This window comes from Paraburkholderia sp. IW21 (assembly GCF_041321145.1).
GTDB lineage: Bacteria > Pseudomonadota > Gammaproteobacteria > Burkholderiales > Burkholderiaceae > Paraburkholderia.
In genome coordinates, this window is sequence record NZ_JBGGWA010000005.1 from 420,606 (window position 1) to 435,995 (window position 15,390).

Below are 15,390 nucleotides of genomic sequence, written 5' to 3' on the forward strand. Positions count from 1 at the left end.
AAGCCGCTTGCGCCCCTCCCCGCTTACTCTTTCTCAAGAGGCGCTCATGTCGGCAAAACGCGAGTCGAAATCCAAAACCGAGGTAAAAGAAAGCACTGCAAAAGCAGAAGGCAAACGAAAGTCAGCCAGCAAGGCAGCCGCATCCGGCAAAAAGGCCACTGCGCTCGCCGGCGATTCAAACCCGCCTGCCTCGACGGGCACCGCGACGCCGCTCCGTCCGCGGATGCTGGACAGACCCGTGTTCGCGCAGCCTCAGCCGACCGCGGACCCAACGGTATTTCGTGTACCTCATCCATCGGACGACGCGGCCTACAAGGAGATCGACAAGCTCAATGCCGAACACAAGCTGTTTCCGTTGCCGTTTCCCGCGCCCAGAGGTGGCGTGGAACCTCAGCTCTCCCTGGTTGAAGTCATGGGCGGAAACAGAAACGCCATCGACAGGATCACCGCGTCCGGACAACTGGTATTTCACGCACTCGGAGACTGCGGCAATACGAAGGGCCCGGCGACCCAAAACGAAGTGGCCGATAAATTGGCCGCTGACTTCAACGAAGCCAATGCCGGGGAGGTGCCGCAGTTCGCATTGTTACTCGGCGACGTGGTCTATAGCTTTGGCGAGCGTCAGTACTATTACGATCAGTTTTACGAACCGTATAGAGACTATCCGGCACCGATCCTCGCGTGCGCCGGCAATCATGACGGGATGGTTTCGCCGGAAGCGCACGCCGCGAGTCTCACCGCGTTCCTGAGAAATTTTTGCGCCAAGACGTTCGCCGTTACACCCGAAGCGGGCGGGCTGTCGCGCACCGCGCAAATCCAACCCGGCGTGTTCTTCACGTTCGAGGCGCCGTTCGTCCGCGTGCTGGTGATTTACAGCAACACGCTCGAAGATCCCGGTGTGATTTCAGACCCGAACATCGGACGCACTCAACTCGACTTTCTCGACGCCGCGCTCAAGCGCATCAAAGCCGAGAAGTTCACCGGCGCGCTGCTGATCGCGGATCATCATCCGCCGTACTGCGCAGGGGGGCACGGATCGAGCTCCGCTATGCTGGCGCAGATCGACACGGTGTGCGAAGCCAACGGGGTTTGGCCACATGCGTTTCTTTCAGGCCATGCACACAATTATCAGCGCTTCACGCGCACGCGAACCGCGGACGGCACGCAGATTCCCTACCTCGTGTGCGGCAACGGGGGGCACGGTTTGATCAAGCTGGCCGCGCAGGGTACGCCCGCCATTCGTGCGCCGCAAATCTTGCAGGCGGCGTCGGCCACCACGGATCAGGTCGTACTGGAAAACTACGACGACACCAACTACGGTTATCTGCGCGTGGTCGTTACCGCGACGCAGTTACGCATCGAGTACCACTCGGCATCCGATGGTCTCAACACGAAGGCGCCGAACGACTATGTGACGATCAACCTTGCCGACCGTAAAGTGGCTCATTTCGTAGCGTCGGACATGGGTCATCCGACGGCGGCCAAAGCTGCTCGTGCTTTGATGCGTCGTTAGCCCGAACGCGTGTGGCTCAGCACAGACGGCAAGCGTGCCGCGTGCGCGTCGTTGAGTTGCGCGTTGCCCGCGAAACGTGGGCTCGTCAGGCGTGGGCCAGGGCGGCTCGCATGGTTGAGCCTGGGAGCACCGGCGCCACGTTAGCATGGCCCGCAATGACTCGATGGTCGAGCTTTGGCACTGCAAAAAAGCAAACACCCCTGCAATGAGGGGTGTTTGCCGATCAGCCATGCGGGCTCCGAGGAGACGGGCATGCCTTATTGCCTGGCTACGTCTTGCTGCTTATAGACGCACCGCCTGTTGGCATGGCATTTACTGCACTGCCTCTTGCGGCGTCACCTGCACGGCCGCTGCCGAAACGAATACCGCGTGAATCGTATCGCCGACCTTAACACCCTTCAGATCGACGTCCGGTCCGATTTCCAGCGTTTGCGTCTGATACGCGCCGCGCAGCGTGACGAGGCGCTTCTTGTGATCGATCTTCTGCACGGTGGCGAGCACCTCGACCTGACGCGCGGATTCAAAGCCGCCCGAGGCCGGTGCATACACCTGCGTATCGACGCGAGTACGAATGCCCTTGTTCGCGCCGCTGACCTTGTCGGCCTTCACGAGCAGCGCATTCTTGTACAGTACATCCACCCGATCGCCGACCTTCAACTGATCGAAGCCGGCCACCTGCTGGCTCACCAGCACGACCACCGCATTGCCGTCCGGTCCCTTCAGCGTGAGCGTGCGGCTGCCCGGATCGATGCCAACGATCTGCGCCTTCACATGCACCGGCTGCACTGCACTGACGACGCCCTGCGCGGCACTGGCCATCGCATCTTGCGCCCACACCGGTTGCGCCGCGGCGAAAGCCGCTACCATCAACGCTGCTCCAATCGTCGCTGCTTTCATTTACGCTCTCCTCGATAAATTGTTCAATCTGGCGTTACGGCAATCTGAAACCGAAGGATGCCGATTTTAACGCCATGAATGAATACACCTTCAGGGTGACAATGATTAAAAGGGATACGGCGCGACGATTGTACATGCCTTACAAGAAGCTGCGATTGTTTATAGAGTGATTTTCAAATCGCGGCGCCATATGACGCCAAGCCCAGTGACATAGAGCCACAGCGGCATCTTGCCGGGTAGCAACCGTTTTACCTTTCGTGGCCAAGTTAATATGGTGGCAATGCATAATATGCGCATAGCATTAAATTCAGTCTGCATGAAAAACGAATGCTCAATTATCGCTTTTTATCAGCGGCACTCGCTGGCGCGCCCTTGGAAAACTTCATTAACATCGATTAAACACAAACTCAATAGCCTGCGAATCAATACCCCGCGCAAATTAAAACAGCCCCGTCGCCTGAGCGAAGGGGCTGTTCATGATGCCGTCACAGGAGCGCTACATGCCGCGCATCACGTCCAATGATGCCGTGACGCTTCTGTGCACAAGCGCGAAACCCTCACACGCGTTCGATAGCGATCGCGATGCCTTGACCCACACCGATACACATCGTGCACAGTGCAAAACGTCCTTGCGTGCGGTGCAGTTGATACATCGCGGTGGTCACCAGACGCGCGCCGCTCATGCCGAGCGGGTGGCCAAGCGCGATCGCGCCGCCGTTCGGGTTCACGCGTGCGTCGTCGTCGGCGACGCCGAGCGCGCGCAGCACAGCAAGCCCTTGCGAGGCGAACGCTTCGTTCAATTCGATCACGTCGAACTGCTCGATCGTCATGTTCAGACGGGCCAGCAGCTTTTGCGTGGCGGGCGCGGGGCCGATGCCCATTACGCGCGGCGCGACACCTGCCGTTGCAATACCCAGCACGCGGGCACGCGGCGTGAGGCCGAAGCGCTTCGCGGTTGCTTCATTGGCCAGCAGCAACGCCGCTGCGCCGTCGTTCACGCCCGATGCGTTACCTGCCGTGACCGTGCCGTCCGGACGCACCACGCCTTTGAGTTTGGCGAGCGTTTCGAGGCTGGTTTCGCGCGGGTGTTCGTCTTGCGACACCATGATCGGATCGCCCTTCTTCTGCGCGATGGTCACGCCGACGATTTCCTGCGCGAGCGTGCCATCTCGTTGCGCACGTGCGGCTTTCTGCTGACTGCGCAGCGCAAAAGCGTCCTGATCGGCGCGGCTGATCTTGTAGTCGGTCGCGACGTTTTCGCCGGTTTCCGGCATGGAATCGACGCCGTACAGTTGCTTCATCAACGGGTTCACGAAACGCCAGCCGATTGTCGTATCGAAGATGTCGGCCTGGCGCGAAAATGCGCTGGTTGCCTTGCTCATCACGAACGGTGCACGGCTCATGCTTTCGACACCGCCTGCCACCATCAACGCGGCCTCGCCCGACTTGATCGCGCGCGCCGCAATACCTACCGCGTCCATGCCCGAGCCGCACAGGCGGTTCACCGTGGAGCCCGGCACGTCTAGCGGCAAACCGGCCAGCAAGAGCGACATGCGCGCGACATTGCGGTTGTCTTCACCGGCCTGATTCGCACAGCCGTAGATGACGTCGTCGATCGCGTTCCAGTCGACGTCCTTGTTGCGCTCCATCAGCGCTTTGAGCGGCACCGCGCCCAGATCGTCGGCGCGAACCGACGACAGCGAACCCGCATAGCGGCCGATGGGGGTGCGAATCGCGTCGCACAGGAATGCTTCGGTCATGTGATGTCTCCAGTTGGTGTGCTGCGTGCGCTGCGCCGCTTGCGAATATCCATATTTGTTCTTTACACGAACATACGGTCATATAACGAACAACTGGACTCGATAATAGGCGTGTGCCCGAAACCATGTCAAGCGAAGCCCGTCCAGGACCAGGGAATACGTGCAGGCCGGCAGCCTGATGGGATCGTTATGCAAAGGATCTGATGATTGACACGCTCGTGCCGGCAAAAGCGCGCTTACGTCTCCCGGCACGAGGCATTCAGACCGTTTCAGCGAACCTGGATCCGCTCATCCGCGATATAGCCGCGAATCACATCGGCGAAACTGCCGTCACCGGTCAAACCGAGCCGTTCGGCACGCGAGAAGTCCCAACGCCCCGGCCAGCTGCCGACAATCTTTTCCACCCGCGCATCGGGCTCCCACGCGATCCGCTTTGCAGTCTCGTCGCCCGCGACCTCGCGCAGCGCCGCGACCATCTCGTCGACGCTTACCGAAATCCCCGGCAGATTCAGCACGCGTTGGTGGCCGAGCAGAGCAGAATCGAGTTCGAGTCCGGCGATCAGGCTTTCGATGGCCTTGCGCGGCGACAGCAGCCACAAGCGCGTCGTGCCCGCGACCGGACACGCCGCCGTTTCGCCGTTCAGTGGCTCGCGAATGATGCCGCTCGCAAACGACGACGCCGCCGCATTCGGCTTGCCCGGCCGCACGCTGATGGTGGGCAGCCGCAACACCCGGCCGTCGACGAAACCACGCCGCGTGTAGTCGTTCAGCAACAGCTCCGCGATCGCCTTCTGCGCGCCGTACGACGATTGCGGATTCAACGCGGTGTCGTTCTGCACGACTTCGGGCAGATCGCCTCCATACACGGCCACTGAACTCGTGAACACCACCCGCGGTTTGTGCGCGCGCTGCCGGCAGGCTTCCAGCAGCAAACGCGACGCATCCAGATTGATGCGCATGCCGAGATCGAAATCCGCTTCGGCCTGCCCGCTCACGATCGCGGCGAGGTGAAAGATCGCCGAGGTTTTGCCGTCGATCACGCTTTCGAGCACGCTGCGCTCGGCGATGTCGCCCACTTCCGTGCGCACGCGGCTGTCGCCGACATTGCTTGCGCGCACCACGTCGAGCAGCACGAGTTCGGTGATCGCGCGCGGCGTGCCGCCCGTGTCCTTCAAGGAACCACGGGCCAGCAGTTCACGTGCGAGACGCTGGCCGAGAAAACCCGCGCCGCCGGTAATCAGTACTTTCATGATGGAGTTCGTCCTTGTTAGCCAGCGAGGTTCAGATACGGCTTGAGCCAACCGAGACCTGCCGAGGTGGCCGCACGCGGGCGGTATTCGCAACCGACGTAGCCGTCATAACCGAGCGTGTCGATCAACTCGAACAGATAGAGGTAGTTCAGTTCGCCGATATCCGGTTCATGGCGCTCCGGCACGCCGGCCACCTGAATGTGGCCGATACCGGCCATATCGCGTTTGAGCTTTGCCGCCAGATCGCCTTCGACGATCTGACAGTGATAGCAGTCGAACTGAACCTTGAGATTCGGCGCGCCCACTTCCGCGCAAATCGCCTGTGCATCGTCCTGGCGGTTCAGAAAGAAGCCGGGCATATCGCGCGTGTTGATCGGTTCGATCATCACGGTGATGCCCTCCGCCTGCGCAGCCTTCGCGGCGTAGGCGAGATTCTTCAGATACACCTCGCGATGCCGGGCCCGCGGCTGATCCTCGCCGATCAGCCCTGCCATCACATGCAGCTTGCGATTGCCGAGTACACGTGCGTAATCGAGCGCGGTGTCGACACTGCGGCGAAATTCGTCTTCGCGACCCGGCAGCGAAGCAATGCCGCGTTCGCCAGCGGCCCAGTCGCCAGGCGGCGCATTGAAGAGCGCCTGAGTCAGACCGTGGGCCTCGAGCCGTGCCTGGATTTCCGCGGCACGAAAATCGTAGGGAAACAGAAACTCCACCGCCTTGAAGCCGTCTGTTGCCGCAGCGGCGAAACGGTCGAGGAAAGCGTGCTCGTTGTACATCATCGTCAGGTTGGCGGCAAAGCGAGGCATGGCGGCAACTCCTTGGAAACGGTTGACTCAGTGCGCGGCAGCGGCAATGAAGGTGTGCTCCGCGCGCAAGATTTCGATCTCGCGATGCCGGTCTCGCCTGCTTGAGCAAGACCGGCATCGCGCCGATCACCAGCATGTCAGTACCTCTCTGCCAGCGTGGCAGCGCCACCCGGCTTGGGTTTTGTCCGTGTCTACCAGCGCGCGCCGAACACCGTGCGCAGTTCTTCCAGCGCCGCATCGTCGAGCGGCGCGGGCCGCGGATTCGTCATCAGCCACACGCGGGCAGTCTCTTCGAGTTCTTCGAGCGCATACGACGCCTGCGCCACTGAGCGCTCCCACACCACGGGACCGAGGCGCTCAAGCAAAACCGCGCGAACGGCGTCGGCGAGTGCGGCGATCTGCTCGGCCACCTGCGGATCACCGGGACGCTTGTACCGAATCAGCGGGACATGTCCCACTTTCATCACGTAGTACGGGGTGATCGGCGGTAGAACATCGTGGTCGTTCCATACGCCGGCGAGCGTCAACGCGACCAGATGGGTCGAATGCGTGTGGACGATGCCGCGCGCCTCGCCGTTGCGTGCGTAGATGCTCCGATGCAGCGCCAGCGTTTTCGACGGCTTTCCGCCGGACACTGCGTTGCCCTTGAAATCGACCTTGGCGATATCGGCCGGATCGAGCCGGCCGAGGCATGCATCGGTAGGCGTGATCAGCCAGCCGTCTTCGAGACGCGCGCTGATGTTGCCGGCGCTGCCCACCGTATAGCCGCGTTGATAGAGACTCGCACCGGTCACGCAGATTTCCTCGCGGACCTTGGCTTCGTTCGTCGTGTGGAGTGCGGGCGAGCCAGTCATGACGCCGCTCCATCGAGATGACGCAGCGCCTTTTCAAAAAAGTCGGCTGTGCCGAAATTGCCGGATTTCAATGCGAGCGCGAGCGGCTCGGCGTTGGTCGTCGCGGTGGCCGGCACACCGGGATCGATCTGCGCGCCGATCCGCAGCGTATGCACATCGAGCGCCTGCACCACCGCACCCGAGGTTTCGCCGCCCGCCACCACGAACTTGCGTACGCCGCGCTCGCGCAAACCGCGTGCGATCGACGCCAGGAGGGATTCGACCAGATGTCCCGCTTCGTTGACGCCGAGTTCGCGTTGCACCGCTTTGACTTCGTCGGGCGTGGCGGTGGCATAAATCAGCACGGGCTCGGCTTTATCAAAGTACTGCTGTGCAAACGCCAGCGCCTGCTCGACTACGGGTTCGCCGCGCGCCGCCGCGAGCGGATCGATGCGGAACGCGGGCCGCGTTTCGCGCCAGGCCGCCACTTGCGCGTTGGTCGCTTTCGAGGCGCTGCCCGCAAGCACCACCGACAATCCTTCGGCGCGCGGCAATTGCGCGGCGTCGGCTTGTTCCGCGAGCAAACCCGTGCGGCGAAAATTGGCCGGCAAACCCAGCGCGACGCCGGAGCCGCCCGTGATCAGCGCGAGGTCGGCACATGCCTCGCCGAGCACATACAGATCAGCGTCGGACACCGAATCGGCAATCGCCATCCGCACGCCGTCGCGGCGCAACGCAGCGAACGATTCCCGTACTGCCGACACGCCTTTGGCCACGGCGTCGTAACGGACAAGGCCGACTTTCGATTCGGTCTGCCGTTGTAATACGCGCACGAGGTTCGCATCGCGCATCGGCGTGAGCGGATGGTTTTCCATGCCGGATTCGTTCAGCAACGTATCGCCGACGAATAAATGACCGCGATAGATCGTGCGGCCGTTCTCGGGAAACGCCGGGCAGGCAATGGTAAAAGCCGCCGCGCCGCCCTCGGCAGACAATGCATCGAGCAAGGCATCCGTGACCGGACCAATGTTGCCGGCGTCGGTCGAATCGAACGTCGAGCAGTATTTGAAAAAGAACTGGCGGCATCCTTGCGCGCGCAACCAGTCGAGCGCGGCAAGCGATTGCGCGACCGCATCGGCGGCGGGAATCGTGCGCGATTTCAACGCGACCACCAGCGCATCCGCTTCGACCGCCTCGCTCGACGCGGGCACGCCGATCGTCTGCACCGTGCGCATGCCGCCGCGCACCAGCATGTTGGCGAGATCGGTGGCACCGGTGAAATCGTCGGCGATGCAGCCGAGCAGCGCGCGTTGGGACGGAGTGGTCATGGCAGGCTCTCCTGCTTACTTCGCGGCCGGCAAGTCGATGCCGGAGAAAATCTTGATCACCGCGGAATCGTCCTCGCCACCATGTCCGGCGGTCGACGCCATCATGAACATCTGATGCGCCGCCGCCGACAACGGTAAGGGGAATTTCGAACGGCGCGCGGTATCGAGCACGAGGCCGAGATCCTTCACGAAGATATCGACCGCCGAGAGCGGCGTGTAATCGCCGCTCAGAATGTGCGGCACACGGTTCTCGAACATCCACGAATTGCCCGCGCTATGCGTGATGACCTCGTACAGCGCATCGGGATCGACCCCTTCGCGCAAACCGAGCGCCATCGCCTCGGCGGCCACGGCGATGTGCACGCCGGCCAGCAGTTGATTGATGATCTTTACCTTCGAACCTGCGCCGTGCGCCGCCCCCAGCCGATACACCTTGGCGGCCATCGCGGCCAGCACGTCCTCGCATGCGGCATAGGCGGCGGCCGGCCCGGACGTCATCATCGTCATTTCACCGGATGCGGCGCGCGCCGCGCCACCGGACACAGGCGCATCGAGCATGTGCACACCGGCGGCTTCGACACGCTGGCCGAGTTCGATAGCGAAGTCCGGTGCAACCGTTGCGCTTGCAATCACCACGCTACCTGGCTTCATCGTCGCAACGGCACCTTGCGCGCCGAAAAGCACGGCTTCGGTTTGCGCAGCATTGACGACCAGCGTGACGACCACTTCGCATTGCGACCCGAGCTCCGCGGGAGAAGCACAGCCGACCCCGCCTGCCGCGACAAACGCTTGCAAGATCTCGTTGCGCAGATCACACGCGTGAACCTGAAAGCCCGCGCGCAGCAGCGAGCGTGCCACGCCCATGCCCATTGCACCGAGACCGATGACACCGACTTTTCTGGACATGCTTGACCTCTACGTTGGTTAGCCGCTGGCCCCGATGGAGCCCAATCCGGCTTGGCTCAGATCGGCTCAGCTCAGCAAATACCCGCTTCCGCCAGTCGCCGCGCCGCGTTGTACATATGGGTACTCGCCGCGTCGCGCGCCGCCAGCGGATCGGCCGCCCGGATCGCCGCGACGATGGCCGCATGTTCTTCGCGCACCTGACGCGAGAAGTCATCGCGGAGCGCTTCATTGCGCCGCGTCACCATCGTGCCGGCTTCAAGGTATTGATTCAGGAAGGTGAGCGTCTTGAGGAAATACGGATTGCCGGTGGCCGCGGCGATTGCGCGGTGAAAAGCGACGTCTTCGGCAACGCCGTTTTCGCCGTCAGCAGCTGCTTCGTCGATCTTCGCGAGCGCGGCGTCGATCGACATCATGTCGGCATCACTGCGACGCAGGGCGGCTTCCGAAGCGACTTCCGCCTCGATCGCCCGCCGCAGCGCGAGGATTTGCAGCACCGACCCCGCTTCAACCGCTTCCGCGTAATCGATGCGCAGCGGCCGGATCGCGCCGTGCGCGGCAATGAACACACCACTGCCTTGCCGCGGCTGGACCACGCCTTCGTTCTTCAGCCGCGAAATCGCCTCGCGGATCACCGTGCGGCTCACGCCGAACTGCTGCGCCAGCACCGCCTCGGTCGGCAGCTTGCCGCCGCGCGCGAAGGTGCCTTTATCGATCTGCCTGAGCAACTGCTGCGCGACGGTATCGCTCAGCGCCCGAGCAGGAATCTTGTCGAACATGCATGTCTCGATGAACCACGTTGTCGGGTCATCATACAAATTTGCCCCCTAGGACTGCATCCCTGCAAACCCTGAGTTTTTTAGCAAACGCGGGCAAAGTTGGCGAAACAGAAGGCTTAAGCTATCGTCACGCCTTTGCGCAGCATCGCGCCGGCTGAACCCGCGCGATCGTCGCGCGCCCTTCTTCGAACGCATTCTCAAGGCCCATGAGCAAAGCCCTGCCGCCGTCTTCAGCCGTTCCTGTCAGCGCCGAACCGGCCCCGGACAAACCGGGCGACTCGTATGTGCAGTCGTTCGCCCGAGGTCTCGCGGTGATCCGGGCGTTCGACGCCAGCCGCCCCGAACAGACGCTCACGGACGTCGCCGCCGCCACCGGCCTGACGCGCGCCGGTGCACGCCGCATCCTGCTGACCCTGCAGACGCTCGGCTACGTGGAGGCCGAAGGCCGCCTGTTCCGCCTCACGCCGAAGATTCTCGACCTCGGCTTCGCGTATCTGACCTCGATGCCGTTCTGGAACCTCGCCGAACCGGTGATGGAGGAACTGTCGGCGCAGGTCCACGAGAGTTGCTCGGCGGCCGTGCTCGATCGCACCGAGATCGTCTACGTGCTGCGCGTGCCGACTCACAAGATCATGACCATCAACCTGTCGATCGGCAGCCGCCTGCCCGCGTATTGCACGTCGATGGGCCGCGTGCTGCTCTCCGCCCTCGACGACGAAGCGCTCGAAGCGACCCTGAGCTCGGCGCCGCTCTACGCGCACACGCCGCGCACGGTCACCGACAAGGAAGAGCTGAAAAAGCTGATTGCGCAGGTACGCCGCCAGGGATGGGCGATCGTCGATCAGGAACTGGAAGGTGGTCTGATTTCGCTATCCGCGCCGATTCGCAACCGCCAGGGGCGCGTGATCGCGGCGATGAATATCAGCGGCAACGCCCAGCGCAATTCGGCCAAGCAGATGGTGAAGGCGTTTCTGGAGCCGTTACAGCACGCCGCGCAAACGGTCTCGGAGATGGTCGCGCGGCGCGGATGATTGCGCGCGGCTGATGCACGCAATGCTTGCGATCAAGGCGCGCGTTTCTCGCACGCGCGCCGGTCAAGCGCAAGGCCCCGACAAGGGGCGACGTTACAATCGATCAATCAATCAATCGGCTTATCCGCCGTTTCCTTCAGCATCGACACCGCGATCAACGACACCGCCACGCACGCGGCCACATAACCGGCCGGCGCCAGCTTGCTGCCGGTCAGTTTGATCAGCCATGTCGCCACCAGCTGCGCGGTGCCGCCGAATACGCACACGCTCAACGCATAGGCGATCGAAATGCCGGTGGCGCGCACGCGCCGCGGAAACGACTCGCACATCAACGCAAATTCCGACGCCGATCCCATTGAGTAAAACAACAGCATCAGCGCGGTCGCCGACATGATGACGGGCAAGTGCGGAAAACGGTTGATCAGCATGAAGGCCGGGAACAGCAGCAGGAGCAGCACGCCGCGCCCGAACAGAATCGGCCGCTTACGGCTGCCGATGCGGTCCGACAGCATGCCGAACAGCGGACACGTCACCAGCATCACGCAACCCGACGCGACGCCGACCAGCATCGACAGCGACATCGGCAGGCCGAGCGTATGGATCGCATAGGTCGGCATGTAAAAGGTCAGAATGTAGGTCGAGACCGTGCCGCCCATCACCGTCAGCGTAATCAGCAACAACGGCCGCAGATGCGCCGTGAAGAGTTCGTGCAGCACACCGCGCTCAATGGCGTGGCCATGCGCGCCGGACGGGTCGTCCGCTAGACGGCGGCGCAGATAGATGCCGACCGGCGCGATCAGCACGCCGATCAGAAACGGAATACGCCAGCCCCAGCTTTCCAGCGACTCTTTCGGCAGAGCGGCCGAGAGCGCCGCCGCAAGGCCCGAGCCCATCAACGCCGCGCCGCCTTGCGTCGCCAGTTGCCAGCTGGCCCGAAAACCACGTCGCGTGCCGCCGCCCTGTTCGAGCAAGGTGGAGGTCGCCGCGCCAAATTCGCCACCCTGCGAGAACCCTTGCACGAGACGCGCCAGCACGATCAGCAGCGGCGCGGCGAGGCCGATCTGCGCATACGTCGGGGCAATCGCGATCAAGCCCGTGCTCGCCGCCATCAGCATGATAGTCAGGTTGAGCGCCGACTTGCGGCCTTTGCGGTCCGCGTACACGCCAAGCATCACGCTGCCGAGCGGCCGCGTGATGAAGCCCGCCGCGAAGGTCGCCACCGATAACAGCAATGACGTGGTCGGATCCACCGATGGGAAAAACAGCCTGCCGATGATCACGGCAAAAAAGCCGTACACGGTAAAGTCGAAAAACTCGAGCCAGTTGCCGATCACCGCGGCCGCAATCGCGCCACGGCTGGTGGTTCGGGTGGCGTCGACAGCATGGTTCGCATCCGTTGTCGCGTTCATCGCGGGTCTTCCTCTTTGTTATGATTTTATGGCCTGCGGTGCGAACTCACTGCCCGCTCATGGGCCCGTTGCCGGCCCGCTATTGGCCCCTTATTGGCCCAGATACCGCTCCACCAGCCTTGTCCAGAACGCCGCGCCGACCGGCAGATTGTGGTCGTTGAAGTCGTAATGCGGGTTGTGCACCATGCAGCCGTCTTCGCCCGCACCGTTGCCGATCCGCAGGAACGTGCCCGGCCGCTTTTGCAGCATGAAGGCGAAATCTTCGCTGCCCATCAGGATGTCGGTCTGCTCCACCACTTTGTCGTCGCCGACCAGTTCGCGTGCCACCTGCATTGCAAAATCTGTTTCGGCATCCGAATTGATCACGACCGGATAGCCTTCGATGTACTCCACCACCGCCTTGCCGCCATAGCTCGCGGCCTGGCTTTCGGCGAGTTCGGTAATGCGCTTTTTCAGCAGCGAGCGCACTTCGGGGCTGAACGAACGCACGCTTAACTCCAGCTTCGCGCTGCTCGAAATCACGTTGTTCGCGGTGCCCGCATGCATCGAGCCGACCGTCACCACCGCCGGCTGCGACGGATCGACGTTACGCGCGACGATGGTCTGCAACGCCATCACGATGCTGGCCGCCACCACCACCGGATCGACGGTCAGATGCGGGCGCGCGGCATGACCGCCGACGCCTTCGATCGTGATGATCGCCTTGTCTCCCGCCGACATGAACGGGCCCTTGCGGAACAGCATCACACCCGGTTCCTCGCCCGGATGGTTGTGCAGACCAAACACGGCATCACACGGGAAGCGCTCGAACAGGCCGTCCTTGATCATTTTCATCGCGCCGCTGTCGATGCCGCTTTCTTCCGCCGGCTGGAAGTACAGATGCACGGTGCCCGAGAAATTGCGCGTGGCGGCGAGGTGTTGCGCGGCGCCGAGCAGCATCGTCGTGTGGCCGTCGTGGCCGCATGCATGCATCTTGCCGTGGGTGCCGCTTGCATACGGCAGACCGGTTTGCTCGATGATCGGCAACGCGTCCATGTCGGCGCGAATGCCGATGCTGCGCTTCCCGTCGCCCACTTTCAGCGTGCCCACCACGCCGGTTTGACCGACCCCGCGCGTGACCTGCCAGCCCCATTGTTCGAGCTTCTCAGCCACCAACGCGCCGGTTTGCACTTCCTCGTAGGCGAGTTCCGGGTGGTGGTGGATGTGATGGCGGATTTCGCGCAGGCTTTCGGCGGCAGGCGCCAGGTCGGACACTTCGGTAAAACGCGCGGCTTCGCTCATCGATCGCTCCAAGGAATTCACACCGCATACGCGGCAAATAGGCAAGCACTATAGCCACGCCGTTTTGTTCGAATAAGATGCTGTTTTTTTCACCCTGATTAACAAGCGTTATATACGGGAATACCCTCATGAAGCTGCAGCAGTTGCAGGCGTTCGTCGCCGCCGCCCATCACCGCAGCCTGCGTGCCGCGGCGCGCGAACTCGGCGTGACGCAACCGGCGGTCACGCATTCGATTCGCGAGCTGGAGAGCGCGCTGAATGCGGAGTTGATGGTGCGGAGCGTGCGCGGCATTGAATTGACCGCGTGCGGGCTTGCGCTGTTGCCGCGTGCCGAGCAGTTGCTGGGCGATATGCGCCGCACGGTCGAAGCGGTCGAACAGGTGAAGGGAGAGTTGGCGGGCAAAGTCAGCGTGGGCACCATGCCGTCGATTGCATTGACAGCGCTGCCGCATGCGGTCTCGAAGTTTCGGCTTGCAATGCCGCTCGTGAACCTGCATCTGGAAGAAGTGACGATTCCCGATGCAGTGGCACGCTTGCGTAACGGCGCGCTTGATATCGCGGCGATCCATCACGTTCAGGCGCTCGACAGCGACCTGGTGCAAGCGCCGCTGTACTCGACGCAGTTCGTGGTCGCGATGCGCGCCGGGCATCCGCTGGCGAACGTCACGCGTCTGCACGAATTGCTCGACGCCGAATGGATCGTGACAGTGGGCGCGGATCACTTTCCCCACAGCGTGATGATGGCGATGTTCAACGCGCACGGCTTGCCGGTGCCGAAGCGGCTGGTGCGGGCGCCGTCGTCGTTCGCGGTGACGCTCGGGCTGGTGTCGCAAACCGATGTGATCGGCTGCTTTACAAGGCCGCTTGCACAGATGGTCGCGCCGCTGGGAATACGCGTCGCTCAGATTGAAGAGGCGCTGCCAAGTTACGATCTCAGCATCATCTCGCGGCGTGATTTGTTGCCTACGCCGGCGGTGCTGCAGTTTGTGTCGTGTTTGCAGGAGGCGACCAGGGAGCGGATGGCGGCGGCTGGGTAGCCGATCTTATCGGACGTCGGCTTCCGCCTGCAAAAACGCAATCAACGCCTGTCCCGCGTCAACCAGCGCACCCGAGTTATCGATCGTCGTGCAGCGAATCCCATCGGGCAACGAAAACGGCGCGCGGCGTGCGAGCCTTGCCGCCACCTGCTCCGCCGACTCACGCGCCCGCGCATCGAGCCGTGCTTCGAGAATGTGCGGCGCAGCGTCGACATGCACGACCTCCGTGTGCGGATAACGCGCCAACGTATGCTGCAAATGCTGGCGCGACCCGTTGACGACGACCGTGCAATCGCGTGCAAGCCACGTATCGAGTTCGATACCGATGCCGTAACGCAACGAATGGCTCGACCATTCGAGCGCGAACAGACCGAGCACGGAGCGCGCCGCAAATTCTTCCATGCTCAATGCAACATGTTCTTCACCATTGCCGCTCGGCCGCGTGATGTAGCGGTGCGCGAACACAATCGGCTCACCCATCAAGCGGCTTCGCGCAAAACGCAGCAAGGAATCCTTGCCCGCGCCGGACGGCCCCATTACATAGATCAAACGACCTGCCATGC

16 protein-coding genes are annotated in these 15,390 nt (G+C 62.6%); 4 read left to right on the top strand and 12 right to left on the bottom strand.

What is annotated here, in order from left to right:
• Window positions 1-33: 33 nt before the first annotated feature.
• Window positions 34-201 carry a hypothetical protein gene (locus ACAX43_RS15100; protein WP_370709200.1) on the bottom strand — a complete coding sequence of 56 codons (168 nt, stop codon included), beginning with the start codon at window positions 199-201 and terminating at the stop codon, window positions 34-36.
• Window positions 202-238: 37 nt separating this feature from the next.
• Here ACAX43_RS15100 and ACAX43_RS15105 point away from each other — a divergent pair, with 37 nt between their 5' ends.
• Window positions 239-1,513, top strand: a complete 1,275-nt coding sequence (locus ACAX43_RS15105; protein ID WP_370709201.1) for a metallophosphoesterase — start codon at window positions 239-241, stop codon at window positions 1,511-1,513.
• Window positions 1,514-1,825: 312 nt separating this feature from the next.
• On the opposite strand, the gene ACAX43_RS15110 is transcribed toward ACAX43_RS15105, so the two are convergent.
• Window positions 1,826-2,410 (bottom strand): hypothetical protein, encoded by a 585-nt coding sequence (locus ACAX43_RS15110; protein ID WP_370709202.1) that lies wholly within the window; start codon window positions 2,408-2,410, stop codon window positions 1,826-1,828.
• A 316-nt stretch (window positions 2,411-2,726) separates the two neighbouring features.
• Between ACAX43_RS15110 and ACAX43_RS15115 the strand changes: the two genes are divergently transcribed.
• A complete protein-coding gene (locus ACAX43_RS15115) occupies window positions 2,727-2,933 on the top strand; it encodes a hypothetical protein (protein ID WP_370709203.1) in 207 nt (68 codons plus the stop codon).
• A 34-nt stretch (window positions 2,934-2,967) separates the two neighbouring features.
• On the opposite strand, the gene pcaF is transcribed toward ACAX43_RS15115, so the two are convergent.
• The 7 genes from pcaF to ACAX43_RS15150 form a co-directional block, all read right to left on the bottom strand.
• Window positions 2,968-4,170, bottom strand: coding sequence for a 3-oxoadipyl-CoA thiolase (pcaF, locus tag ACAX43_RS15120; protein ID WP_370709204.1), 1,203 nt, complete (start codon window positions 4,168-4,170; stop codon window positions 2,968-2,970).
• 269 nt (window positions 4,171-4,439) lie between these two features.
• Entirely contained in the window at window positions 4,440-5,420 is a 981-nt protein-coding gene (gene denD, locus ACAX43_RS15125) for a D-erythronate dehydrogenase (RefSeq protein WP_370709205.1), read from the bottom strand.
• Window positions 5,421-5,437: 17 nt separating this feature from the next.
• The gene (gene otnI, locus ACAX43_RS15130) at window positions 5,438-6,226 is read right to left on the bottom strand and encodes a 2-oxo-tetronate isomerase (RefSeq protein ID WP_370709206.1); all 789 of its coding nucleotides are present in this window, start codon (window positions 6,224-6,226) and stop codon (window positions 5,438-5,440) included.
• 191 nt (window positions 6,227-6,417) lie between these two features.
• Window positions 6,418-7,080 carry an aldolase gene (locus tag ACAX43_RS15135; RefSeq protein ID WP_370709207.1) on the bottom strand — a complete coding sequence of 221 codons (663 nt, stop codon included), beginning with the start codon at window positions 7,078-7,080 and terminating at the stop codon, window positions 6,418-6,420.
• The gene (gene otnK / locus ACAX43_RS15140; RefSeq protein ID WP_370709208.1) at window positions 7,077-8,387 is read right to left on the bottom strand and encodes a 3-oxo-tetronate kinase; all 1,311 of its coding nucleotides are present in this window, start codon (window positions 8,385-8,387) and stop codon (window positions 7,077-7,079) included. The genes ACAX43_RS15135 and otnK overlap by 4 nt, the downstream gene beginning before the upstream one ends.
• Before the next feature lie 15 nt (window positions 8,388-8,402).
• Window positions 8,403-9,293, bottom strand: coding sequence for an L-threonate dehydrogenase (gene ltnD, locus ACAX43_RS15145; protein ID WP_370709209.1), 891 nt, complete (start codon window positions 9,291-9,293; stop codon window positions 8,403-8,405).
• A 71-nt stretch (window positions 9,294-9,364) separates the two neighbouring features.
• Complete coding sequence (locus ACAX43_RS15150) at window positions 9,365-10,069, bottom strand: FadR/GntR family transcriptional regulator (RefSeq protein ID WP_370709210.1); 705 nt, start codon at window positions 10,067-10,069, stop codon at window positions 9,365-9,367.
• A 206-nt stretch (window positions 10,070-10,275) separates the two neighbouring features.
• Between ACAX43_RS15150 and ACAX43_RS15155 the strand changes: the two genes are divergently transcribed.
• On the top strand, window positions 10,276-11,100 hold the full coding sequence (locus ACAX43_RS15155; RefSeq protein WP_370709211.1) for an IclR family transcriptional regulator: 825 nt from the start codon (window positions 10,276-10,278) through the stop codon (window positions 11,098-11,100).
• Window positions 11,101-11,207: 107 nt separating this feature from the next.
• Here the strand turns inward: ACAX43_RS15155 and ACAX43_RS15160 are convergent, their stop codons facing one another.
• Together ACAX43_RS15160 and ACAX43_RS15165 are read right to left on the bottom strand one after the other, a co-directional pair.
• Window positions 11,208-12,509: an MFS transporter gene (locus ACAX43_RS15160; protein ID WP_370709212.1), complete on the bottom strand. Its 1,302-nt coding sequence runs from the start codon at window positions 12,507-12,509 to the stop codon at window positions 11,208-11,210.
• 90 nt (window positions 12,510-12,599) lie between these two features.
• Window positions 12,600-13,790, bottom strand: a complete 1,191-nt coding sequence (locus ACAX43_RS15165; protein ID WP_370709213.1) for a M20 aminoacylase family protein — start codon at window positions 13,788-13,790, stop codon at window positions 12,600-12,602.
• Between the two features lie 128 nt (window positions 13,791-13,918).
• Between ACAX43_RS15165 and ACAX43_RS15170 the strand changes: the two genes are divergently transcribed.
• Window positions 13,919-14,827: a LysR family transcriptional regulator gene (locus tag ACAX43_RS15170; RefSeq protein ID WP_370709214.1), complete on the top strand. Its 909-nt coding sequence runs from the start codon at window positions 13,919-13,921 to the stop codon at window positions 14,825-14,827.
• Window positions 14,828-14,833: 6 nt separating this feature from the next.
• Here the strand turns inward: ACAX43_RS15170 and phnN are convergent, their stop codons facing one another.
• The gene (gene phnN / locus ACAX43_RS15175; RefSeq protein ID WP_370709215.1) at window positions 14,834-15,388 is read right to left on the bottom strand and encodes a phosphonate metabolism protein/1,5-bisphosphokinase (PRPP-forming) PhnN; all 555 of its coding nucleotides are present in this window, start codon (window positions 15,386-15,388) and stop codon (window positions 14,834-14,836) included.
• Between the last annotated feature and the right edge of the window lie 2 nt (window positions 15,389-15,390).